At 70.7% G+C, this 21,569-nt stretch carries 22 protein-coding genes and 1 pseudogene; 14 read left to right on the top strand and 9 right to left on the bottom strand.

The window, feature by feature from the left end; translation table 11 throughout:
- Positions 1-6: 6 nt before the first annotated feature.
- Positions 7-1,356 carry an MFS transporter gene (locus tag ACIBEF_RS09515; protein ID WP_396792617.1) on the bottom strand — a complete coding sequence of 450 codons (1,350 nt, stop codon included), beginning with the start codon at positions 1,354-1,356 and terminating at the stop codon, positions 7-9.
- 57 nt (positions 1,357-1,413) lie between these two features.
- On the opposite strand from ACIBEF_RS09515, the gene ACIBEF_RS09510 reads away from it, so the two are divergent.
- From ACIBEF_RS09510 to ACIBEF_RS09500, 3 genes are read left to right on the top strand one after another with little or no spacing between them, the layout of a single operon-like run.
- Positions 1,414-2,061 (top strand): TetR/AcrR family transcriptional regulator, encoded by a 648-nt coding sequence (locus ACIBEF_RS09510; protein WP_258395666.1) that lies wholly within the window; start codon positions 1,414-1,416, stop codon positions 2,059-2,061.
- A 55-nt stretch (positions 2,062-2,116) separates the two neighbouring features.
- Positions 2,117-3,448, top strand: a complete 1,332-nt coding sequence (locus ACIBEF_RS09505) for a flavin-containing monooxygenase (RefSeq protein WP_396792615.1) — start codon at positions 2,117-2,119, stop codon at positions 3,446-3,448.
- A complete protein-coding gene (locus ACIBEF_RS09500; RefSeq protein ID WP_396792613.1) occupies positions 3,445-4,266 on the top strand; it encodes an SDR family NAD(P)-dependent oxidoreductase in 822 nt (273 codons plus the stop codon). The genes ACIBEF_RS09505 and ACIBEF_RS09500 overlap by 4 nt, the downstream gene beginning before the upstream one ends.
- Positions 4,267-4,275: 9 nt before the next feature.
- Here ACIBEF_RS09500 and ACIBEF_RS09495 read toward each other — a convergent pair whose 3' ends face one another.
- On the bottom strand, positions 4,276-4,926 hold the full coding sequence (locus tag ACIBEF_RS09495) for a LysE family translocator (RefSeq protein WP_396792611.1): 651 nt from the start codon (positions 4,924-4,926) through the stop codon (positions 4,276-4,278).
- A 229-nt stretch (positions 4,927-5,155) separates the two neighbouring features.
- Between ACIBEF_RS09495 and ACIBEF_RS09490 the strand changes: the two genes are divergently transcribed.
- The 3 genes from ACIBEF_RS09490 (at position 5,156) to ACIBEF_RS09480 (ending at position 7,673) form a co-directional block, all read left to right on the top strand.
- Positions 5,156-5,644: a DUF1992 domain-containing protein gene (locus ACIBEF_RS09490; RefSeq protein ID WP_396792610.1), complete on the top strand. Its 489-nt coding sequence runs from the start codon at positions 5,156-5,158 to the stop codon at positions 5,642-5,644.
- Between the two features lie 32 nt (positions 5,645-5,676).
- The gene (locus ACIBEF_RS09485; protein ID WP_396792608.1) at positions 5,677-6,219 is read left to right on the top strand and encodes a GNAT family N-acetyltransferase; all 543 of its coding nucleotides are present in this window, start codon (positions 5,677-5,679) and stop codon (positions 6,217-6,219) included.
- Positions 6,220-6,383: 164 nt separating this feature from the next.
- On the top strand, positions 6,384-7,673 hold the full coding sequence (locus ACIBEF_RS09480; protein ID WP_396792606.1) for an MFS transporter: 1,290 nt from the start codon (positions 6,384-6,386) through the stop codon (positions 7,671-7,673).
- 154 nt (positions 7,674-7,827) lie between these two features.
- Here the strand turns inward: ACIBEF_RS09480 and ACIBEF_RS09475 are convergent, their stop codons facing one another.
- The gene (locus ACIBEF_RS09475) at positions 7,828-8,394 is read right to left on the bottom strand and encodes a maleylpyruvate isomerase N-terminal domain-containing protein (protein ID WP_396792794.1); all 567 of its coding nucleotides are present in this window, start codon (positions 8,392-8,394) and stop codon (positions 7,828-7,830) included.
- A 71-nt stretch (positions 8,395-8,465) separates the two neighbouring features.
- On the opposite strand from ACIBEF_RS09475, the gene ACIBEF_RS09470 reads away from it, so the two are divergent.
- Positions 8,466-9,488 (top strand): helix-turn-helix domain-containing protein, encoded by a 1,023-nt coding sequence (locus tag ACIBEF_RS09470; protein ID WP_396792604.1) that lies wholly within the window; start codon positions 8,466-8,468, stop codon positions 9,486-9,488.
- Positions 9,489-9,500: 12 nt separating this feature from the next.
- On the opposite strand, the pseudogene ACIBEF_RS09465 reads toward ACIBEF_RS09470, so the two are convergent.
- Positions 9,501-9,977 (bottom strand): annotated as a pseudogene (locus ACIBEF_RS09465) (hypothetical protein).
- Positions 9,978-10,092: 115 nt separating this feature from the next.
- Between ACIBEF_RS09465 and ACIBEF_RS09460 the strand changes: the two are divergent.
- Genes ACIBEF_RS09460 through ACIBEF_RS09450 form a run of 3 tightly spaced genes read left to right on the top strand, consistent with a single transcriptional unit; the run spans position 10,093 to position 12,655 of the window.
- A complete protein-coding gene (locus tag ACIBEF_RS09460; RefSeq protein ID WP_396792603.1) occupies positions 10,093-11,067 on the top strand; it encodes an ABC transporter ATP-binding protein in 975 nt (324 codons plus the stop codon).
- 15 nt (positions 11,068-11,082) lie between these two features.
- Positions 11,083-11,841, top strand: a complete 759-nt coding sequence (locus tag ACIBEF_RS09455) for an ABC transporter permease (RefSeq protein ID WP_396792601.1) — start codon at positions 11,083-11,085, stop codon at positions 11,839-11,841.
- A gap of 31 nt (positions 11,842-11,872) precedes the next feature.
- Positions 11,873-12,655, top strand: coding sequence for an ABC transporter permease (locus ACIBEF_RS09450; RefSeq protein ID WP_396792599.1), 783 nt, complete (start codon positions 11,873-11,875; stop codon positions 12,653-12,655).
- A 16-nt stretch (positions 12,656-12,671) separates the two neighbouring features.
- On the opposite strand, the gene ACIBEF_RS09445 is transcribed toward ACIBEF_RS09450, so the two are convergent.
- Positions 12,672-13,535, bottom strand: a complete 864-nt coding sequence (locus tag ACIBEF_RS09445; RefSeq protein WP_396792597.1) for an NAD(P)H-binding protein — start codon at positions 13,533-13,535, stop codon at positions 12,672-12,674.
- Between the two features lie 86 nt (positions 13,536-13,621).
- On the opposite strand from ACIBEF_RS09445, the gene ACIBEF_RS09440 reads away from it, so the two are divergent.
- Both ACIBEF_RS09440 and ACIBEF_RS09435 read left to right on the top strand, forming a co-directional pair.
- On the top strand, positions 13,622-14,335 hold the full coding sequence (locus ACIBEF_RS09440; protein ID WP_396792595.1) for a TetR/AcrR family transcriptional regulator: 714 nt from the start codon (positions 13,622-13,624) through the stop codon (positions 14,333-14,335).
- A 275-nt stretch (positions 14,336-14,610) separates the two neighbouring features.
- Positions 14,611-15,993, top strand: a complete 1,383-nt coding sequence (locus ACIBEF_RS09435; protein WP_396792793.1) for an FAD-dependent monooxygenase — start codon at positions 14,611-14,613, stop codon at positions 15,991-15,993.
- Between the two features lie 135 nt (positions 15,994-16,128).
- Here the strand turns inward: ACIBEF_RS09435 and ACIBEF_RS09430 are convergent, their stop codons facing one another.
- Positions 16,129-16,797, bottom strand: a complete 669-nt coding sequence (locus ACIBEF_RS09430; protein ID WP_396792593.1) for a DUF899 domain-containing protein — start codon at positions 16,795-16,797, stop codon at positions 16,129-16,131.
- A gap of 129 nt (positions 16,798-16,926) precedes the next feature.
- Here ACIBEF_RS09430 and ACIBEF_RS09425 point away from each other — a divergent pair, with 129 nt between their 5' ends.
- Both ACIBEF_RS09425 and ACIBEF_RS09420 read left to right on the top strand, forming a co-directional pair.
- Positions 16,927-17,388: a winged helix-turn-helix transcriptional regulator gene (locus ACIBEF_RS09425; RefSeq protein ID WP_396792592.1), complete on the top strand. Its 462-nt coding sequence runs from the start codon at positions 16,927-16,929 to the stop codon at positions 17,386-17,388.
- An 88-nt stretch (positions 17,389-17,476) separates the two neighbouring features.
- A complete protein-coding gene (locus ACIBEF_RS09420; protein ID WP_396792590.1) occupies positions 17,477-19,378 on the top strand; it encodes a S9 family peptidase in 1,902 nt (633 codons plus the stop codon).
- A gap of 64 nt (positions 19,379-19,442) precedes the next feature.
- On the opposite strand, the gene ACIBEF_RS09415 is transcribed toward ACIBEF_RS09420, so the two are convergent.
- From ACIBEF_RS09415 to ACIBEF_RS09405, 3 genes are all read right to left on the bottom strand, one after another.
- On the bottom strand, positions 19,443-20,156 hold the full coding sequence (locus tag ACIBEF_RS09415) for a VOC family protein (protein ID WP_396792588.1): 714 nt from the start codon (positions 20,154-20,156) through the stop codon (positions 19,443-19,445).
- Positions 20,157-20,280: 124 nt separating this feature from the next.
- Entirely contained in the window at positions 20,281-21,051 is a 771-nt protein-coding gene (locus ACIBEF_RS09410; protein WP_396792586.1) for a phosphotransferase, read from the bottom strand.
- A 233-nt stretch (positions 21,052-21,284) separates the two neighbouring features.
- A complete protein-coding gene (locus ACIBEF_RS09405) occupies positions 21,285-21,521 on the bottom strand; it encodes an endonuclease domain-containing protein (protein ID WP_396792584.1) in 237 nt (78 codons plus the stop codon).
- Between the last annotated feature and the right edge of the window lie 48 nt (positions 21,522-21,569).

Genomic DNA, 21,569 nt, shown 5'->3' with positions numbered 1-21,569 from the left:
GGCCGATCAGCTTCCCGCCCGGGCCGTCGCGTCCAGGGTGTAGCGGCGTTGCAGCAGCACCGCCGCCAGCATCGCCACCGCCGGCAGCAACCCGAATCCGTAGCGGACCGCCGCGAGCGCGGCGTCGGGCTGCACCGGCGACTCACCGGCCGTCGAGGCCACGAAACCACCCACGGTCAGGCACAGCGCGTACGCGTACGGGCCCAGGGCCGCGCCGGTGGCCTCGGTGGCCGTCCACACCCCGGTGTAGGTGCCGGCCCCGGTGCCGCCGGCGTTGCGGATCACGTCGGGCAGCATCGAGAACGGCAACAACTGCATGCCGGCGAACGCCACCCCGAGCACCGCCACCGCGCCGATGAGCACCGGCAGGCCGGCCGGTCGGCCCACCGCCAGCACCAGGGAGCCGATCGCGAACGCGCCCTGCGCGCCGAGCAGCGCCCGCTGCTTGCCGACGCGTCGGGCCACCACCAGCCAGGCCGGGGTGACCAGCAGCGCCGGCGCCACAAACGCGGCCACCAGCACCGTGGTCAGGCCGGGGGCGCGCAGCTCGTACTCGGCGTAGTAGGGCACCCCGGCGAGCACCAGGTGGGTGGTGGTGGACATCGCCAGGTAGGCGGCGACCAACCACCGGAACTGCGGATCGCGCAGCGCCGTGCGCAACGCCCGCCACCCGCCGTGCCCGGACGCGGTGCTGGCCGGCGCGGACCCGCGCAGCCGGGCGATGCCGGCGACACCGACCAGCATGGCCACCAGCATCCCCACGGCCAGGACCACGCCCATCCGCTGGTAGCCGCCGCGCGTCGCGGCGTCGCCGCCGGTGAGCAGCGGAGCCAGCAGCCCGGAGACCAGGATGCCCAGGGTCAGCACCACCATCCGGAACGCCATCAGCCGGGTGCGTTCGTGGTAGCCGATGCGCAGGTCGGCCGGGGTGGACAGGTAGGGGACCTGATAGGCGGCGAAGAGCAGGTTGCCGGCAACGAAGAACACCGCCACCCACGCCGCTGCCGGCGCGCCGGTCAGGCCGCCGGGCACCGCGAAGAGGGCGGCGAACGCGACCGGCAGGGCGCAGCCGAGCAGCAGCAGGCGACGACGGTCGCCGCGTCGGGTCTGCTCCACGTCGGCGCGGTGCCCCACCCACGGGTGCAGCAGCACGTCGGCGATCTTCGGCAGCAGCAGCGCCAGGCCGGCCAGCCACGGCCCGACGGCCAGCACGTCGGTGAGGAAGTAGAGCAGCAGCAGGCCGGGCACTGTCACCCAGACACCCATGCCGAGCGAGCCGGCCGCGAAGCCCGCCAGGGGGCCGCGCGGCAGCGTCGCGTCGGTGGCGGCCGCGGGCCGCCGGTCCAGCCCGGTCATCGCCGCATCCTCTCCGCAATCCAACGGTTGCTGGATTCTAGGGGCAGAATGGCGGCCATGACCATGCCCCGCCGCCGCCCGGGTCGGCCCCGCCGCGACGAGACCCGGCCGACCCGCGAGGTGGTGCTCACCGCGGCGACCGCGCTCTTCGCCGAGCGGGGCTTCGACGCCGTCGGACTGCGGGAGGTCGCCGCCGCCGCCGGGGTCGACGTCGCCACCGTCGCGCACCACACGGGTACGAAGGCAGCGCTCTACGACGCGTGCTTCGCCCGGGTGTTCGCCGCCGAGCGGGACGTGCTGACCGAGGCCGCCGAGCAGGCCCGTGCCGCTCTCGACGCGGGTCCGGACGCGGCGCGACGGGCCCTGCACGAGCTGGTCGACGTGTTCGTCGACTTTCTGGAGGACCGCCCCGAGACCACCGCGCTGTGGTTGCGTCGCTGGTTGGAACCGCAGCGGCACGCCGAGCTGGACCAGCGTTACGCCGACCCGTTGTACCGGCTGGTCGCGGAGTTGCTCACCGCCGCCGCGGCGACCGGCGCGCTGGCCGAGCCGACCCCGCACATCACCGTGCGCAGTCTGGTGTGGGCGACGCACGGGCATGTGGTGGCGCTGGCCGCGGGCGCGCCCGGCGCTCGGGAACGGCGCGAGTTCCGGGCGTTCGTGCATCGCCTGCTCGACGGGCTCTACGGGTCGCCGACCCCTTGACGGGCCGCCGCCACGCGACGATTATCCATCGGACGTTGGATTAATGGGGGCGGCAATGGGCGTACCACCTCGGGTGGCGGTGATCGGGGCCGGCGCCGCCGGGCTCGCCGCGGTCAAGGCACTACGCGACGTCGACGTGGCAACGGTGGGCTTCGAGGCCACCGAGCAGGTCGGTGGCCTCTGGGTGTACGGGGCGCCCGACTCGCCCGCGTACCGCACGCTGCACCTCAACACCAGCCGTGGTCGCACCCAGTTCGCCGACCACCCGATGCCGACCGACTGGCCCGACTACCCCGACCACCGTCGTGTCGCCGGTTACCTCGCCGACTACGCCGCGCGCTTCGGCCTGACCGACAGCATCCGGCTGCGGCACACCGTGCAGCGGGTCACCCAGCACCCCGACGGCACCTGGACGGTGGCCGCCAGCGGCCCGACCGGCCCGGTCGAGGTCACCGTCGACGCCGTGGTCGTCGCCAACGGGCACAACCGGGTGCCCCGCCTCCCCGACCCCGGCTACCCCGGCACCTGCACCGCCGAGCAGATCCACAGCCACGACTACCGGGGTCCGGAGCAGTTGGCCGGCCGGCGGGTCCTGGTCGTCGGCGGCGGCAACTCCGCGATGGACATCGCCGTCGACGCGTCGTACGCCGCCACCCGCACCCTGCTGTCGTTGCGCCGAGGCGTCTGGGTGGTACCGAAGTACCTGCTGGGACGCCCCTCGGACACCCTCAACGGGGCGTTGGCCCGCCGACTGCCGTGGCGTCTGCGCCAACGCATCACCCAGACGATGCTCAGCGCCACCGTCGGCAACCCCACCCGCTACGGGCTGCCCGCGCCGACGCACGGCTTCCTGCAGGACCACCCGACGCTGTCCGACGGGTTGCTGTCGCGGCTGACCCACGGTGACGTCGAGGCCCGACCCGGCGTCGCCGCCCTCGACGGCGACCGGGTGGAGTTCACCGACGGCCGCAGCGACACCGTCGACTTGATCATCTGGTGCACCGGCTACCGGGTGGACGTCCCGTTCCTCGACCCGGGGTTGCTCGCCGGAGGCGCCGACACCCTGCCGTTGTACCGGCACGTGTTCCACCCCGACGCCCCCGGGCTGAGCTTCGTCGGGTTGATGCAGTCCACCGGCTCCGCGTTCCCCCTGGTCGAGGCGCAGGCCAAGCTGATCGCGGCGCACCTCGCCGGCCGGTACGCGCTGCCGGACCCGGCCCGACAACGCGCCGCGTGCCGGGCCGAACTGCGGGCCGCGACCGCCCGCTGGGGTCAGCGCCGCCCGGCGATGCGGGTGGACTTCGACGTCTACCTGGCCGAACTGGCCCGGGAGTTGAGCGTCGGGACCCGCCGCGCCCGCCCCACCCCGAGCGGAGCAGGGCGGTGACGAGATCGCTGACCGGCCGGCGGGTGCTGGTCACCGGGGCGAGCGGGACCTTCGGCCGGCACCTCGGCGCCGCGCTGAGCGCTGCCGGCGCCCGGGTGGTCGGGCTCGACCTGCACGCCCGTACCGACGGCGACGTGCCGGTGCTGGCCTGCGACCTGACCGACCCGGACGCCGTACCGGCGGGGGTGCGGGCCGCCGTCGACCGGCTCGGCGGGCTCGACCTGCTGATCAACAACGCCGGTGTCGGTGGTCCCGCGCCGGCCGAACTGCCGCCCGACGAGGTGGTCCGCCGGCAGTTGGAGGTCAACCTGCTCGCCGCCTGGCGTACCACCGCCGCCGCGCTGCCCCCACTGCTCACCGCACGCGGACGGGTGATCTTCGTGGCCAGCCGGATGGCGGTGCTGCCGCTGCCGCTCGCCGCCGCGTACGGGGTGAGCAAACGGGCCCTGGTCGCCTACGCCGACGCGCTGCGCCACGAGGTGGGCACCCACGTCGGGGTCAGCGTCGTCTACCCGAGCATGGTCGCCTCACCGATCCACGACAGCACCGCCGAGGCCGGGCTGTCCCTGCGAGGGGTGTCGCGCCCCGAGCCCGTCGAAGGGGTGGTCGCGGCGATCCTGCGGACCGCCACCGCCCGGCGGGCGCCCCGGGACGTGGCGACCACCGCACGCGGTCGGCTGGAGATGGCCGTCGGCCGGCACGCGCCCGCGCTGGCCGACCGGCTGGTACGCCGTACCCTCGCCGCCCGGCTCGCCGCCGGTGACCTGGACGCCGCCCCGCTGGCCGCGGGGATGCTCGGCCGCCACCGGGGGCGCTGACCGACCGGGTCAGGGCGTGGCGACGGCAGGGCGCGAGCGGTCGGCGGCGATGCGCACGGCCAGCGCCGCGAGCGCGGTGCCGGTGACCCACCTCTGCACCCGCAACCACACCGGCCGGCGGGCGAAGAACCCCGCGAGGGCCCCGGCGCTGAGCACGATCAGCGCGTTCACGCTCAGCGCCACGATGATCTGGGTCAGACCGAGCAGCAGGCTCTGCGTGGCCATGTGCCCCCGCGTCGGGTCGATGAACTGCGGAAGCAGCGACACGTAGAGGATCGCGATCTTCGGGTTCAGCAGGTTGGTGACCAGGCCCATGGTGAACAGCCGCCGGGGCGGGTCCGGTGGCAGCGGCGCGGGCCGGAACGGTGACTGCCCACCCGGACGCAGCGTCCGCCAGGCCAGCCAGAGCAGGTAGCCGGCGCCGGCCAGCTTCACCACCGCGTACAGCGTCGGCACCAGGACGAAGACGGTGGCCAGGCCGGCGACCGCCGCCGCCAGGTAGACGCCGAAGCCGGCGGCGACCCCGAGCAGCGAGATGAGCCCGGCACGGCGGCCCTGCGCCACCGAGCGGGAGACCAGATAGACCATGTTCGGGCCGGGCGTGAGCACCAGCCCCAACGCCACCAGCGTGATGCCCAGCAGTGCACCTGTACTCACCATGACGCTTCCCCCGTCCGATGGATCCCTCACCGACCGTAATCGGGGCGAACGTCCCCACCCAGGGCCACCTGGCAGGCCGTGGCCTGCGATCCGCAGTGATCCGCTCGCGTTCGGCGCGACGGCCGGACCGTCGGCGGGAATGCTCACCGTCGCGGGCGTGCTGACCCCTGGCAAGAGCGTGTCGCCGGCCGCAGGCGGCGCGTTACGGTGGCCAGGGAGGTGCCGCACGGTGACCGAGGCGTGGAAAGCGTCAGTGGAGGCGAAGATCCAGGATGCCGTTCAGCGCGGCGAGTTCGACCGCCTGCCCGGCATGGGCAAGCCGATCCCCGGTCGGGGGGCACCGTATGACGAGGCGTGGTGGATCAAGAGCTTCCTGGAGCGCGAGGCGCTCCCCAGCGACCTGCTCCTGCCCACGTCGCTGCAACTGCGCCGACGCATCGAGCAGGTCCCCGACGAAGTCCGTGATCTGCCCACCGAACAGTCCGTCCGCGACTTCGTGGGACAACTGAACGCGCAGATCGTGGCGTGGCTGCGCTTCCCCGACGACGGCCCCCGGGTCGCGGTGCGCCCGGTGAACACCGAGGACGTGATCCGCCGCTGGCGCGCCGAACGTGCCCGCCCCAGGGCCACCGCAACCGTCGCCGAAGCGGCGGACGTACCGCCGCCCGCGCGCCGACCCCGGCGTAGCTGGTGGTGGCGGTGGCGCCGTCGGGGCTGACCGCCGGGCCACCGCCACGGCAGACTGTGCCGATGCTGATCGAATCGCGGTCACCCGGCACGCCCTCGACGCCGGGTGTCGCCCTGCGTCAGTGGTGCGCCGACGACCTGGATGAGCTGGTGCGGGCGTACCGGGATCCGGTCCTGCGCCGTTGGACCAGAGCTCCGGTGACCAACGCCGCCGAGGCCCGACGGTGGCTGGAAGGCGCGCTGCGCGACTGGGCCGACGGGCGGCGGTACACCTTCGCCGTCCTCGAAGAGCAGGCCGACGGCGCCCGGCTGGTGGGCAACGTCGTGCTCAAGGGTGTCACGGCGCAGCGCCCGGCCCCGGAGGTCGGCTACTGGACGGCGTCGTGGGCACGCGGCCGTGGCGTCGCCCCGCGCGCGGTCACCGCGCTGAGCCGCTGGGCGTTCGGCCGGTTCCCCAACGTGGCGCGTCTCGACCTGCTGCACCAGGTGGACAACGTGGCGTCCTGCCGGGTGGCGCAGAAGTGCGGCTTCGTGTTCCAGGAGGTGTTGCCGGCCCGGCCGCCCTTCCCGCTCGACGGCCACCGGCACTCGCTGCACGCCGGTTAGCCGGACGGCACTGCACTGACGACACCTCCCGCACCGACCGTCCGCCCCTGTCGCGAACGAACCCGAACAGGTCCGAAACTCGTTCCCGGCCGCGACGGCGCGAACGCGGATACGGTCTGCGCCGAGCGCCCAGACGACCGCCGGCGCGGGAGGGACGGGGCGACGTGACCGAGCGCGCCGCGACGTACGCCGAGGTGTTCGCGGTACGCGAGTACCGCCACCTGTTCGGTGCGTACCTGCTGTCCCTGGCCGGTGACCAGCTCACGGCCGTGACCGTGGCCTATCTCGTGTTCAGCGAGACCGGCTCGGCCGCACTGGCGGCGGCCGCCTACGCCAGTTCCTACCTGGCCTGGCTCACCGGCGGACCGCTGCTGTCCGGTCTCGCCGACCGGTTCCCCCGGCGAAGCGTGATGATCGCCTGCGACCTGGCCCGCGCGGCGCTCATCCCGCTGGCGGCGCTGCCGGCCCTCCCCGCGCCGGCCCTGGTGGTGCTCCTGTTCGTGGTCAACCTGATGCGGCCACCGTTCGTGGCGGCGCGGGCGGCGTTGATGCCGGAAGTGCTCGACGACGACCGCTACGCGGTGGCCAACGGCGTGGACAACATCTGCGCCCAGGTCGTGCAGGTGGTCGGGTTCGCCGTCGGCGGGAGTCTGGTGGCGTTGCTGTCGCTGCGCGGTGTCCTGCTGGTCGACGCCGGCACGTTCCTGGTTTCGGCTCTGCTGATCGGGATCGGCGTGCGTTCCCGCCCGGCTCCTCGAACGCGGTCGGGCGCGACCCGTCAGGGCCGGGCGGTCGGTCTGCGGGTGATCTTTGCCGATTCGCGGCTCCGGGCCTACGTTCTGGTCCTGTGGACGGCCAGCGCCTTCACCTACGCGGCCGAGGGGTTGATGGCGCCGCTGGCCCGACAGTACGGCGGCGGCGCCGGCACCGTCGGGCTGTTGCTGGCGGCGGCGCCGTTGGGCATGTCCCTCGGTGGGGTCGCGCTCACCCGGTTCTGTCCACCGGCGGCCCGGCCACGGCTCATCCTGCCGTTGGCCGCGATGTCGGCCGGCGTGCTGACGGTGGCCTGGTTGGTCCCTCCGCTGTGGACGATGCTCCTGCTGTTGGTACTGGCCGGAGCCGCGAGCGCCTTCGCCATCCCACTGAACGCGTTGTTCGGCCGGGCGGTGCCGACGCAGTACCGGGGACGCGCGTTCGGGATGGCCATCACCGGCCTCAGTGGGCTGCAGGGGACGGCGATGGTCCTCGCGGGTCTGGGCGCCGACCGGTGGCCGGCCACCACGGTGATCGGGTTCAGCGGATTGTCGGGTCTGGTGGCGGTTCTCGCTGTCGTGCCGCTGTGGCCACGGCGACCCGACTCTAGAGCTGCGCCGTCCGAAGGCCTGGTCGAACAAGTCCGAACGACTTCGAACGCCGACATCCCTACCGCCGAAGCAGGCAGTGGCCGACCCTGAGGTCACCTGGCGGGCACGGGGGCCGTCATCAAGGGGAGAGGAGAAGGGCATGCGCAGCGTTCGCAACCGTGGCATCAGCTGGACCTGACCCTGACGCTCCAACCGGGTGGTCGCCTTCCGGGCGACCACCCACCCCCCGCATCGCCGGTGCGAGTCAGTCGACAGCGGCCCGCCAGCTCCAGGAGGTGCGCCGGGCCCGGTCGGGCAGGTCGCCGCGGCCGGTCATCCAGAGCAGCACCTGGGGCGCCGCCCCGGGCGGGGCGTCCGGGAAGAGTCGGCGCAGCACCAGCGCGCTCAGCCGCTGCGACGGCTGCCACGGCACGCCGAGACCGAGGGTGATGTCGTGGGTGTGCAGCAGAGTCTCGGCCACGCCCATGGCGGCGAAACCGGCCGGATCGCACGGACCCCAGTGCCAGGCCCGCACGTCCGCCGAGGCGGCGTCGACGGCGGCGGCGAGCAGACCGGCGCAGGCCCGCACCACTGTGAGCACCTGCGTCGGGCTCGCGTCGGGGGAGACCCGCAGGTCGTACGGCAGATAGCTGTCCTCCGGGCGGCCGGTGACCTGGCCCGCGTACGCGAGGAGATCGTGCGCGATGTGCGCCGCTGTCGTCCAGCAGCTCCAGCTCAGCGAGCCGGCCGGCACCGACCAGTCGCGGTCCCGGTGGGGCCGCAGCACCCTGGTCATCTCGTCGGCTGCCTCCCGCAGGTCGGCGCCGGTCACCGCCGACACTCGCCAACCCGCCGAGCAGCACCGGGCGTGAAAAACCCGTCGTGGGTAAGGGGAGTCGAGGCGTGCAAGAATCCATCTTCGCATATGGGGAAGCGAGCGGAGTGTTGCCCAACCTTGTGGTGGACACGACGGTGTTGCCTCCGGCGGACCGATTCGCGTTCTGGTACGCCCTGGTGGCTCAGGAGACGGCGCCGGCGCACATCAGCAGTGGCCACCTGGACAACTTCGTGGCCTACGCTCAGGCCATCGATCTCGGCCGCATCCGGATGACCTCGCTGCGCTACCCGTCGCTGGACTCGATCCGGCCCACGAAACTGGTCCGCAGAACCGAGGGGGAGATCTATCAACTCGCGATACCACTGACGGGTCGCAGTACGTTGATCCAGGACCGCACCGAGTCCACGCTGGATGCCGGGAACCACTTCACGCTCCTGGACACCGCGCGACCGCACGTCGCCCGACACCGCGCCGACGGCGCTGGTCCCGCCACCACGATCACCGTGCAGATTCCGTACGCGGCGCTGCCCCTGGCACCGGACCGGCTCCGCCGCCTGTTGGCCACGCCGATGCCGTCACACCTCGGCGTCGGCGGGCTGTTGTCCCACCACCTGCGCAGCATCGCGGCGCACCCGGAGCAGTTCGAGCCGGCCCAGGCCGAGATCCTGGGCGGGGTGGCGGTGGACCTGCTCACCGCAGCGCTCGCTCAGTACCTCGACATCGAGGACACCCTGTCGCCGGAGGCGCGGCAGACCGCGCTGCGGGCCAGCGTCGTCGACTTCATCGATCGCCACCTCGACAGTGACGATCTCAGTCCTCGTAGCGTCGCCGCCGCCCACCACATCTCGGTGCGGTCGCTGCACCGGCTGTTCGAGGCGGAGGCGACAACCGTTGCCGAACTCATCCGCGCCAAGCGCCTGGAGCAGTGCCGACGTGATCTCGGCAACCCGCTGCTGCGGCAGTCGATCCAGGCCATCGCCGCCCGTTGGGGGTTTCCGGACAAGGCCCACTTCAGCCGCCTCTTCCGTGCCCACTACGGACGTTCGCCGCAGGACTACCGCACCGGCGTCGCTCGCCAGGACCGGTGATCCGACCGACCGTCAGCGGCGGCGGTCGGTCGGGTCGTCCGCGACGAAGTCCCGGACCGCGGCGCGGATGCTCTCGCCGTACGGGTCGTCCGGTAGCCGCATCAGGTGTTCGCGGGCTCGGGCGAGGTGCTCCCGGGCCGGGCCGACGTTGCCCAGGCGTCGGTGGCAGTCGGCCAGGTTGAGATACAGCGACGGCAGGAACGCCTGGACCTGGAGTGAGGACAGATACCGCTGGGCGCGTTCGTCGGTCAGGTCGGAAACGGCGTCCAGGGCCTTCTCGTCCCAGGCAAGCTCCGCCTCGGTGGTGTCCTGCAGATCGGCGAGGTGGTGCGCCAGGGTGCAGCGGTGCAGGGCGTCACCGGTGGGGCCGAGCTCCTCCCACAACAGGGTGAGCACCTAACGGGCTCGGGCAGGTGCGCCGCTCTGGCCGAGCTGCACGGCCTCGATGATGCGGGTCATGGTCGGGTCGGCGGTCGTCTGGTCGGTCATGTCGCCGATGGTCGGGCCTCGACCCGGTCGAGGGTCAAATCCGGGCTACGTCTATAAATTACAAAGATCTGCTCAGATCTTGCACTCCACTGTCGACTCTCCCTAGGCTGCCGGGGTGAGCGAACATCCGCTGGTCGAGGCGAGAGATCTGACGAAGGTCTATCCCGCACGTGGGTCCACGGCGGAGTTCCGCGCCGTCGACGGCATCGACTTCGCGCTCGAGCGGGGTGAGTCGTTCGGACTCCTCGGGCCCAACGGCGCCGGCAAGTCCACCACCATGCGGATGATCGCCGCCACGTCGCCGATCAGCGGGGGCAGCCTGCGCGTGCTGGGCATGGACCCGATGAGACAGGGCCCGGAGATCCGGGCCAGGCTCGGTGTCGTCACGCAGGACGACTACCTGGACAACGAACTCACCGTGCGGGAGAACCTGCACATCTACGGGCGATACTTCGGCCTGTCGCGGGCCGTCATCCGCGACCGCGCGACCCGACTACTCGACTTCGCCCAGCTGCAGGAGAAAGCCGGCGACCAGGTCGAGACGCTCTCCGGCGGCATGCGGCGGCGGCTCACCATCGCCCGCTCCCTGATCAACGAACCGGACATCCTGCTGCTCGACGAGCCGACCACCGGCCTCGACCCGCAAGCCCGACACGTCCTGTGGGACCGGCTCTTCCAGCTCAAACAGCAGGGCGTCACGCTCATCCTCACCACGCACTACATGGACGAGGCCGAGCAGCTCTGCGACCGGATCATCGTGGTCGACCACGGCCGGATCGTCGCGCAGGGCTCACCCCGGGAACTGATCACCAGGTACGCCACCCGCGAGGTTCTCGAACTCCGCTTCCGCCTCGACGAACGCGACACCGCGGCGGAGAAACTGCGGACGTCCGCGCTGGCCACCGGCGGCAACGACACCGACGGCCGCGTCGAACTGCTCCCCGACCGGGTGCTCGTCTACACCGCCGACGGCGAGGCGGCCCTCGCCACGGTGCACGCCATGTCGCTCACGCCGCTCACCGCACTGGTCCGCCGCGCGACGTTGGAGGACGTGTTCCTCAAGCTCACCGGCCGATCGCTCATCGAGTAGCAGGAGAAACCACTGGTGTTTCGTGTGTTCGGGTACTGGTTGACCCGCTACCGGCGTACCTGGCGGGGCTCGATCGTGATCAACGTGTTGAACCCGTTGCTGTTTCTCATCGGCATCGGCGCCGGGCTGGGCGCCCTGGTCGACGACAACGCGCCCGCCCAGATCGTCGGCGTCTCGTACGCGGCGTTCTTCGCCCCGGGCATGCTGGCCGCCGCCGCGATGCAGAACGCGTTCCTGGAAGGGGCCCCGGGTGTTGCCCGGGCTGCCGGCTTCGGGGCCTACCGCAGCGCCACGCCGACGCCGCTGAGGCCCGAGCAGCTCGCCGCCGGGCACCTGCTCTTCATCACCTTCCGGGTGCTCATCGCCAGCGGCGCCTTCATCGTGGTGATGGCCGCGTTCGGGTTGATCGGAGGATGGTGGGCCCTCGGCGCCCTGCTCGGCGCGACGCTGACCGGGGTCGCGTTCGCGGCACCCGCCGCCGCGTGGGCGGTCGGCGTACGCAAGCTGCGCCACATCGACACGGTGTTCCGCTTCGTCATCATGCCGCTCTACATGTTCTCCGGCACGTTCTTCGCGGTCTCGCAGCTACCCGAGTGGATCCGACCGGTGTCCTACCTGCTGCCGCTGTGGCACGGGGTGGAGCTGTGTCGCACCCTGAGCCTCGGTACGGCGACGGTCGTCGGCAGCTCCGTGCACATCGGCTACCTGCTGACACTCGCCATCGGTGGCTACCTGGTCGCGCGGGTCACCTACCGCCGGCGGCTGCATCCGTGACGGCCCACGCCCGAAGCCTCCTGGAGGCACCATGACCACCGTCGCCGTACCCAGCTGGACGAGTCGCCGGGCCCTGGCGCTCATCGAACGCAACTTCATGATCTACCGCCGGTCGGTGACGCCGCTGCTCAACGCGCTCGTCGAACCGATCCTGTACCTGCTGTCGATCGGCGTCGGCGTCGGGATGCTCGTCGGCACGGTCCCCGGCGTCGATGTCCCGTACGCCGCCTACGTGGCCCCGGCGATCCTGGCGACCACGGCGATGAACACGGCGTTCAACCAGATGAGCTTCGGTGTGTTCATCCGGATGAGGGTGGAGAAGACCTACGAGGCGATCCTGCCGACACCGCTCTCCGTCACCGACATCGCCGTCGGCGAGGTGACCAGCGCGATGATCAACGGGCTGCTGACGTCGATCGGATTCCTCGCCCTGATGGCCGTCGGTGGGCTGGTCACGTCGGCCTGGGTGCTGCTGGCCCTGCCGGCGTCGCTGCTGATCTCGTACGCGTTCGCGGCCGGCGGGCTGGCCGTCACCACGTACCTGCGCGATTTCTCCGACTTCCAGTACATCCAGCTGTTCATGCTGCCGATGTACCTGTTCGCCACGACGTTCTATCCCCTGTCGGTCTACCCGGAGGCGGTGCGGCCGGTGATCCAGGCGCTACCGCTCTACCACAGCATCGAGCTGGTCCGAGAACCCGCGTTGGGCCACGTCGGCTGGGAGCTGCTGATCCCGGTGGTCTACCTCGTCGCGTTCGGCTCGATCGCGATGTACGTCGCCACCCGCCGGATGACCCGGGCGATGCTGCGCTGACCGGCTCGAGGGAGCGTCATCGCCGGGCGACGATGGCCTCGAGCACCGAGCGGACGGGTGTCGGGCGGTGGCCGATGATCCTCTCCAGCGTCGGATCGGTCACGGCGAACTCCTTCGCTCGCGCCGCGCGGTACATGCCGAGGGTGAAGTCGGCCGCGGCCGCGGGCATGCCTCGCGCGATGGCGGCCTCCCGCCACTCGTCGTCATCGGCGACGACACGTTCGACGGTGCGGCCCGTGATGTCGCTGAGGATGGCGGCCACCGCCTCGAGGTCGAGCATTTCCGCGGCGGTCAACGGTGCCGTGACCCCGTCGAGTACGCCGTCCTCGGTCAGGGCGACGGCGGCGGCCTCGGCCAGGTCGGCGTGCGCGGTCCAGGACACCGGGCCGTCCGCCGGCGCCACGAGTTGCCCGGTCTCCAGCGCGGCGGCGACGGAGAAGCTGAGCGTGCTCGCGTAGAACCCGTTGCGCAGGGCGGTGAAGGCAACCCCCAGTTCGGCCAGGTGCTCCTCGGCGGCGGCGTGGATCGGCTGGGCGGCGAAGAGCGAGTCCCGGGAGGCAGCCTGGTGGCTGGTGTAGAGGATCCGGTCGGCTCCCGCGGCGCGGGCGGCGTCGATGGCGGCGCGGTTCGCGACGAACGCGCCGGTGCCGCGGATCGCGGCGGACACGATGAGGACCGTGTCGGCATCTTCGAAGGCGTGCTTCAGCGTGGCCGGGTCGGTGAAGTCCCCGGCGCGCACCCGTACGCCCCGCTCGGCGAGGCCGGCGGCCCTGTCGACGTCGCGCACGCTCACGCCCACGGCGTCGGGCGGCAGCCGGTCGAGCAGCCGGTCGACGATCTGGGACCCGAGGTTTCCAGTGGCACCGGTGACGACGATCATGATGAGCGCTCCCTTGTTATCGGCGTTACGATGACGACGTTAACACCGATAATTCGCGGATAACAAGACGCTGTTAGCATCGGTTCATGGTGACGACGCAGGACACCCGCGACGACGTCCGGGCGGGCATCGTCGCGGCAGCGACCCAACTGCTGCGGGAGAAGGGCGCGAACGCGGTGACGACGCGCGCCGTCGCCCAGGCCGCAGGCGTCCAGGCGCCGACCATCTATCGCCTGTTCGGCGACAAGGACGGCCTCGTCGACGCCGTCGCCGAGCACGTCATGGCGGCCTACGTCAGCGGCAAATCGGTCGCCGCCGACGCCTCGACGGGCGACCCCGTGACGGATCTACGCGCCGGATGGCGCCTGCACGTGGAGTTCGGCCTGACATACCCCGAGCTGTACGCGTTGATCGCCACCCGGGGGAGCCGCGCACCCTCGCCGGCAACAGTCGCCGGCCTCGACGTGCTACGTCGCCGCGTCCGGCGACTCGCCGCAGCCGGCCTGCTCCGGGTCGACGAGGAGCGTGCGCTACTGATGATCCACTCTGCGGGCAACGGAACCATCCTCACGCTGCTGGGAATGCCCCCCGACCAGCGAGACGTCGGTCTGGGGGAGGCCATGCTCGAGACCGTGCTCTCCAGCATCCTGGCGACAACTCCAGCGACACCCGACACCACCGCGAAGGCCGTCGCGGTGACGTTCGCGACGGTGCTGCCCGACCTCCCGGGGCTCACCGACGCCGAACGCGCGCTGATGGCCGAGTGGCTCCACCGATCGCTGACCCACCCGACCCCGTGATCACGTGGCGGGGAAAGAGCTCGACGGGATCGCGCTGGGGGAGATAGCTTGCAGGTGACCGCGACACCGCCTGAGGAGGTGAGACCCATGAACGTTGCAGCGATGTGGGTGCTCCCCCTTGCCGTCACGGTCGGGCGACTGACGTAGGTGTCGCCGGGAGCGCCTTGCCAACACGGCCCTCCCGAAAGGCAATACCTGTGCAACTCTCCGCCAAGTCACCGTCGACCGATCGCACGCACGACGTGATCATCGCCGGCTGCGGGCCGACCGGTGCGATGCTCGCCGCCGAACTACGACTGCACGACGTACGGGTCCTCGTTCTGGAGAAGGAGACCGAGCCGACGTCGGCCGTCCGCATCGTCGGCCTGCACATCCGCAGTCTGGAGCTGATGGCGATGCGCGGGCTGCTGGACCGCATCCTCCCGCACGGGCGGCGGCGTCCGGCCAGCGCCTACTTCGCCGCCATCCCCAAGCCCGCGCCCGAGGGCCTGGATCCCCGGTACGCCTACCTCCTGGGTATCCCGCAGCCGGTCATCGAACGTCTGCTCGAAGAACACGCCATCGCACTGGGCGCGCAGGTCCGACGCGGTTGCGCGGTCGCCGGCCTCGCCCAGGACGACGAGGGCGTGACCGTCGAACTGGCCGACGGGGAACAGCTGCGGTCACGCTATCTCGTCGGTTGTGACGGCGGGCGCAGCACGGTGCGCAAACTGCTCGGCGTCGGCTTTCCCGGCGAGCCTGCCCGGACCGAGAGCCTGATGGGCGAGATGGAAGTGGGCGTCCCGCAGGAGGAGCTCGCCGTCACGGTGGCCGAGGTCCGCGAGACCCATCAGCGATTCTGGCTCCGGCCAGCCGGCGTCGGGATCTACAGCGTCCTGGTGCCCGCCGCCGGGGTCAGCGACCGCGCCGAACCGCCCACCCTCGACGACTTCAAGCACCAGTTGCGCGCCGTCGCCGGGACCGACTTCGGCGTGCACTCCCCGCGTTGGTTGTCCCGCTTCGGTGATGCCACCCGGCTGGCCGACAGGTATCGGATCGGGCGGGTGCTGCTGGCCGGCGACGCGGCGCACATCCATCCGCCCATCGGCGGGCAGGGTCTCAACCTGGGCGTCCAGGACGCAGTCAACCTCGGCTGGAAACTGGCCGCGCGGGTCCGCGGCTGGGCGCCGGAGGCACTGCTGGACACCTACCAGGCCGAACGTCGCCCTGTCGCCGAGGCGGTGTTGGACAACACCCGAGCCCAGACGGAGTTGCTGTCCACCGAACCGGGCGCACAGGCGGTGCGGAGGCTGCTCATCGAGTTGATGGACTTCGACGAGGTGAACCTCCATCTGCTCGAAAAGATCACCGCCATCGGCATCCGTTACGACTTCGGCGCGGGCCCCGATCTGCTCGGTCGCCGCCTGCCCGACATCGCCGTGAAGCAGGGCAGCCTCTACGGTCTGCTGCACCACGGCCGGGGCCTGCTGCTGGACCGGACCGAACGCCTGACCGTCGACGGCTGGTCAGACCGGGTCGATCACCTCGCGGATTCGAGTGCGGAGCTGGACGTTTCCGCTGTTCTGTTGCGCCCCGACGGCCACGTCGCCTGGGTCGGTGACGACCAGCGGGACCTGGACGAGCACCTCTCCCGCTGGTTCGGCGAGCCCGCCCACTGATCTCAGGCCGGCGGCCTCGCCGTCGAGGCTGCGGGCCAGACCAACCAGCGGCGAACAGGCTCGGGGCGACTCTCTGCTGGGTCGCCCCGAGCCCGTTCGCTCAGGTGCGGTTGAACCGCCAACGAGTGTCAACTGTCATGACGGATCCTCTGCCGTGTCGTACTCGTCGTGCAACCGCCACCACTGGTACGGCTGGGTCTGCGGCCAGCCTTCCGGCGAGTCCTCCCAGGACTCCTGTCGGCCGTACGGCGTCAGATCGAGAAAGGACCAGTTGCTCCCGAGTCGTTCCACGCCGCGGGAGGTGGTGGTGTAGGTGCGGAAGATCCGGTCGTCCGTGCGGAGGAAGACGTTCAGCGCGAACCCGTCACCGGTTCCCATGTCGGCGTTGAAGCTGTTGTTCAGCGACGAGTACCAGGGCAGGGTCCAACCCATCCGGCGCCGCAACGCCAGCAGGTCGTCCAGCGGGCCATGGGACGTCAACGCCAGAGTGGTGTCGCGGGCGTTGAGGTGGGCCGGGTGTCCGACGTTGTCGGTGAACAGCGAGCAGCCGGAGCAGACAGCGTCGACGCCGTGCCACATGAAGGTGTAGACGATGAGCTGGCGGCGGCCCTCGAACAGATCGGTCAGACTGGCAGGCCCGGACGGGCCCTCGAACACGTAGTCCTGCTCGACCGGCGTCATCGGCAGCCGGCGGCGCGCTGCGGCCACTGCGTCGAGCTGGCGGGTGAGTGCCTTTTCGCGGACGCGCAAGGTGTTCACTGCGTCCTGCCAGTCCCTGGTCGGCACGATCGGCGGATGGTTCATGCGGGCCTCTTTTCGGCTTCCATGCACGTGCGGAGAGGGCACAGACCAGTCAGTTCCCTGAAGAGATGGACTGACATGACGCTAACACAGTTAGTTCCTTGAAGGAACTAACTCGCGTATCGTGGCGTCATGCAGCGAACGCAGTTCGGCGCCATGGCGTGCTCGATCGCCCGAACCCTCGACGTCATCGGTGAGCCGTGGTCTCCGCTGATCCTGCGGGACGTCTACGCCGGCACACACCGCTTCGAGCAGCTTCAGCGGGGGCTCGGCATCTCCCGCAAGGTGCTCGCCGAGCGGCTGAACTGGCTGGTCGAACAGGGCGTCCTGACCCAGCGTGAATACTCGGCCCGGCCTGTCCGACACGAGTACCTGCTCACTGACAAGGGCCGGGAGCTGTGCGATCTGCTGCTCGTCATGGTGCGCTGGGGTGACCGGTGGACGGCGGGCGACGCCGGCCCGCCGGTGCTCTACCGCCACCACGCCTGCGGCAAGATCAGTCACGTCGAACTACGGTGCTCGGAGTGCGAACAGCCCATGCGGGCTACGGACATCGATCTGCTGCCGGGGCCTGGGGCACACCCACCATCGTGACCATCGGCTCGGTCAACACCCGCCGTCATCCGGTCGACGGCGGCCGATCGATCGCATGGTGTTTCGTGGATGCTGGCAGACTCGTCGCATGACGGGTCTCACCGCCGAACTCGTGGTCGATGGTCGTGCCCCGCAGACCCCGGCGCTCGCCCCGAACGGGCGCCTGCTCTGCTACGTCCTCGCTCCCAGCAGCCGGACCGGTGACCACCTCGACACCGAACTCCGGCTCGTACCCACCGATTCCGCCGTCGCGCCGCGCCGGGCGACCGACGACACGGCAACCGAGTCCCAGCCACGCTGGTCGGCCGACTCGGAGACGCTGTTCTTCCTCTCCGACCGCGCCGAACGCGGCATGTCGCAACTGCACAGGCTCACCCTCGCCGACGGCACGGTGACCACCTTGACCAGCTGGCGCGGCGGCGTCATCGACCACCTGCCGCTCACCGACCCCAACCTGGTCGCCCTGCTCACCGAGGACGAACCCACCGAGCAGGACGCGCGTCGCGCCCTCAACCGCGACGACGCCATCGTCGTCGGCGAGCGCGAACCACGCGCCCGATTGCGCCTGCTCGACCTGCGCACCGGCCAGCTCACCACCCCGAAGGCGTTCGGTGACCGACACGTCGTGGACCTGCGGCAACGTCCCGACGGCGGTCCACTGGCCGTACTGACGTGGGCCAGCGCCGACATCGACCACGGCCCGCGAAACGGCCACCTGCACCTGTTCGACCCCACGACCGGGACCGCGGAGAACCTCGGACCGGTCGAGGTCGACGCACGGTCTCTGGCCTGGTGGCCGGGCGAGGACGGTTGGCACCTCGGTTACCTCGCGCTCACCCCACCGCTTCTGCAGGCCGGCACCGCCGTCTTCGACCTGGCCATGGAGACCCGCGTCCTGCGCGACCGCACCGCTGGCCTCACGATGTGTCCCACCGAACTGTGCCAGACCGACGCCGCCCCGCTGGTCGTGTTCGCCGACGGCCTGAACACGACACTGGCCAGGCTCGACCCCACCTGCCTCACGACCCTGTCGCATCACCCTGGACGCCTCGACCGACTCACCGCCACCCTTGCCGGCGACAAGATCGCGGTGCTCACCGGCACCCGCTATCAGCCCGCGAATGTGCACATCGGAGCGCCCACCGGGCCGCTGCGCAGAATCACCAACACCCGACCGGAACTGGACGGCGTGGCACTCGGCACGCAACAACCGCTGGCCTACCGCGCCGCCGACGGCCTCGATCTGGACGGCCTGCTCGTGCTGCCGGTCGGCAAAACTGCCTCGGAGGGCCCGTTCCCGCTGGTCACGATCGCGCACGGAGGCCCGTACGACCGCTACGCCGATCGTTGCCAGTTGTTCTGGTTCCCTAGCGCGCAGTGGCTGGCCGCCGCTGGCTACGCGGTGTTGCTGCCCAACCCGCGCGGCGGCCAGGGCCATGGTCACCAGTTCGCCGCCAGCGTCGCCGGCCGGGTCGGCCAGCAGGAGTGGACAGACATCCTGACCGGCATCGACCTGCTCATCGCCGAGGGCATCGCTGACCCTGACCGGCTGGGCATCGCCGGCTGGAGCCACGGCGGCTTCCTGTCCGCCTGGGCAGTCGGCCAGACCGACCGCTTCCGTGCCGCGCTGGTCGGCGCCGGCGTCGTCGACTGGGGCATGCTCGCCGCGACCGGGGAGAACGGCCAGTTCGAAGCCGCGCTCGGTGGCAGCACCGGCTGGTCCGGCACCGGCCCCCACCCGCATGACGCGGTCAGCCCGATCTCCTTCGCCAACCGCATCCGCACCCCGGTGCTCATCCTGCACGGCGCCGAGGACACCAACGTCCCCCTCGGACAGGCCGTCTACCTGCACCGGGCGCTGCGCCACTTCGACGTCGAGCACGAGTTCGTGATCTACCCGAGGGAGGGCCACTCGATCCGGGAACGCCACCACCAACTCGACGTTCTGCGCCGGACCCGCGCCTGGTTCGATCGCTGGCTCCGAGCCTGACCGGACGCACGTGGACGAGAACCCTGTTCGCCTGACCGGCCGGGGCGTCGGTTGGACGCGACACCTAGGACAGCGCTGTCGCAAGGTCGGTAGCGGCCTCATACGCAGCCGCAGCCCGTGCGGCCTGGTCCGCGCTCAACGCGACACGGTCAACACGAGCCAGCATCTCGATCGCCGTGGCCGGATCGTTCAGGACCATCGCGACCTCAGCCCGGTATACGAGCACCTCCAGCAACGCGACCGGGTCATCATCTGTATCGGGATGGCCCAGCGCGCTGTCAAGAATCCGAGCGGCCTGCCGGGCGTCCCCTCGGGAGTCGGCCTGCACGACGGCGTTCGCCATCGCCTTGCCCAGCCGCCCTGTCGGCGCCGACGCGGGGGAGGCCGAGGCGTTCTGAAAGACGCGGATCCAGTTGCCGCCTGGATCGATGACGCTGAAGCCGCTGAGCCCGTCGGCGTTCTTCCGCGCGCGGGGCCGGGTCATCCGGGGCGTCCCGGAGACCAACACCTTGCCGTACGCGGCGCGCATTCCCGCCGCGAAAGCCCGGTACAGCTGCCCCGTGTCCGAGGTCAGCACGAGACACGAACCGTAGGACTGCGCCGGATCGAACCCCGCGATCTCGAAGAACTGCAGATGTAGATCTTCACGCTGCAAGCCCACGCACGGGTTGGGTTTGCGCTGCTGGTAGGTGGTGTGGAAACCGAGCACCTCGTAGAAGGCGACGATGTCGTCGATGGACGCGCAGGGCAGCAGGGGAACGGTTACCTCGTTGGTCACCCGTACTTCGTAGCCGTCGGGAGGAGGCACACGCACATGGAAATGACCGATCGGCGGCCGCAGGCAACTGAACGGCCGATACAGCGCAAGCTGAGCTTGTCCGCCAGCGCCCCTCTGTCGGCACTCACCTTCGAAGGATGTGCGCGGTGATCCACATCGCGTCGCGTTGGTAGAGCCCGACGTGACTGCGGACGTTCTCCTGGCCCTGACCAGCCCGCGCCTCGGTGAAGGCGGCGAGGTCGTGCAGTCGGTGGACTGCGACCTGGAGGACATGAGCGGGGACTTGCCCCGAGCCGTAGGCGTCGCAGAGCATGCGCAGCCGACGTGTCCGCTCGCCCAGGTCGCTGTCGATCGCGTCGCCGTTGTCGGGGTGGGCCAGCGGCACCAGCCGGTAGGCGAGGTAGGCCAGATCCCACGACCGGGGACCGGGCGAGGCCGTGTCCCAGTCGATGATTCCGGTGAGCCGCCGGTCGGTGAAGACCATGTTGTAGGGCGCGAAGTCGTTGTGACAGATGACCTCAGCTGGCTGTCGCACCGGAAACTGCCACACTCCGCCGACGGTGTCGAAGCTGGCACTGGCCTCGTGAAGTTGTGCGAGGTGGAGACCTGCATCGGCGATGATGTCGTCGCTCCAGATCCAGTCCGGCAACGGGTACTGCGGCACGATGCCTTGCAGGTAGGAGACGCTGTCGCGTCCGTGCTCATCGGTCCCGAGTGGTTGCGGAACCCAGGTGACGCCGCGCTCCCGTAAATGTCGTAGTAGGCGCTGAATCGTCGGGCTCCATGCTCCCTGACCGCGCCGAACAGTGGCACCGACCCGTGTCGCACTCCCCATGTTGCCGCCCGGCAGCGCTTCCTCCTGCTCGTCGGCCGCGCTCGGACTGCGGTCATCCATGTCGACATCCTCAGCGCGTGCGGGCCGTGACGCCACCGCGTTCCCGAGCCGGACTAAAGCGAGGGATCGCAGCCACCCCAGGTAATTAATGGATTGTTGTTAATGAGAATCCAGTAATTACCTGGGACAAAAGGTACGCAACGTACGTGCACCATAATGACAGTTCTTGTGCGTAAGGACTTAAGTTGGTGTAGGCGTCTGGGTAGTTCGATGCGCGGGTGTTGGCCGGGAACTCAGGTGACCTCTCGGGGCGGCACCGATGACGGCCCCGACTGGAGGTATTCCAGTGCGCGGCGCAGCGCCTCAAGGCTGTCCCGGAAGTGCCCAAGTGCCGAGTTGCACCCGTTGCAGAGGAGCCCCGAACGGTGTTGGCGCCGTGGCAGTGATCCACGACCAACCGGAACGCCTGGGCGGAGGGCTTGCCGTCTTCCGGGGGCGACCGGCGAGAGTTGCCGAGAGGTCACCCTCATGGATGCCGCAGATGGCGCATCGAAACCCTTGCCTCCTCACACCCTGAC

This window comes from Micromonospora sp. NPDC050795 (genome assembly GCF_044456785.1).
GTDB lineage: Bacteria > Actinomycetota > Actinomycetes > Mycobacteriales > Micromonosporaceae > Micromonospora.
Note: the sequence above shows the minus strand (reverse complement) of the source record. Positions and strands in the feature narration are given on the sequence as shown.

What these genes read in the sequence shown, in the direction of transcription:
- ACIBEF_RS09515 (WP_396792617.1), bottom strand. Translation starts at nt 1,356, where the DNA reads ATGACCGGGCTGGACCGGCGGCCCGCGGCCGCCACCGACGCGACGCTG.
- ACIBEF_RS09510 (WP_258395666.1), top strand. Translation starts at nt 1,414, where the DNA reads ATGACCATGCCCCGCCGCCGCCCGGGTCGGCCCCGCCGCGACGAGACC.
- ACIBEF_RS09505 (WP_396792615.1), top strand. Translation starts at nt 2,117, where the DNA reads ATGGGCGTACCACCTCGGGTGGCGGTGATCGGGGCCGGCGCCGCCGGG.
- ACIBEF_RS09495 (WP_396792611.1), bottom strand. Translation starts at nt 4,926, where the DNA reads ATGGTGAGTACAGGTGCACTGCTGGGCATCACGCTGGTGGCGTTGGGG.
- ACIBEF_RS09485 (WP_396792608.1), top strand. Translation starts at nt 5,677, where the DNA reads ATGCTGATCGAATCGCGGTCACCCGGCACGCCCTCGACGCCGGGTGTC.
- ACIBEF_RS09450 (WP_396792599.1), top strand. Translation starts at nt 11,873, where the DNA reads ATGACCACCGTCGCCGTACCCAGCTGGACGAGTCGCCGGGCCCTGGCG.
- ACIBEF_RS09445 (WP_396792597.1), bottom strand. Translation starts at nt 13,535, where the DNA reads ATGATCGTCGTCACCGGTGCCACTGGAAACCTCGGGTCCCAGATCGTC.
- ACIBEF_RS09440 (WP_396792595.1), top strand. Translation starts at nt 13,622, where the DNA reads ATGGTGACGACGCAGGACACCCGCGACGACGTCCGGGCGGGCATCGTC.
- ACIBEF_RS09435 (WP_396792793.1), top strand. Translation starts at nt 14,611, where the DNA reads ATGCTCGCCGCCGAACTACGACTGCACGACGTACGGGTCCTCGTTCTG.
- ACIBEF_RS09430 (WP_396792593.1), bottom strand. Translation starts at nt 16,797, where the DNA reads ATGAACCATCCGCCGATCGTGCCGACCAGGGACTGGCAGGACGCAGTG.
- ACIBEF_RS09425 (WP_396792592.1), top strand. Translation starts at nt 16,927, where the DNA reads ATGCAGCGAACGCAGTTCGGCGCCATGGCGTGCTCGATCGCCCGAACC.
- ACIBEF_RS09420 (WP_396792590.1), top strand. Translation starts at nt 17,477, where the DNA reads ATGACGGGTCTCACCGCCGAACTCGTGGTCGATGGTCGTGCCCCGCAG.
- ACIBEF_RS09410 (WP_396792586.1), bottom strand. Translation starts at nt 21,051, where the DNA reads ATGGATGACCGCAGTCCGAGCGCGGCCGACGAGCAGGAGGAAGCGCTG.
- ACIBEF_RS09405 (WP_396792584.1), bottom strand. Translation starts at nt 21,521, where the DNA reads ATGAGGGTGACCTCTCGGCAACTCTCGCCGGTCGCCCCCGGAAGACGG.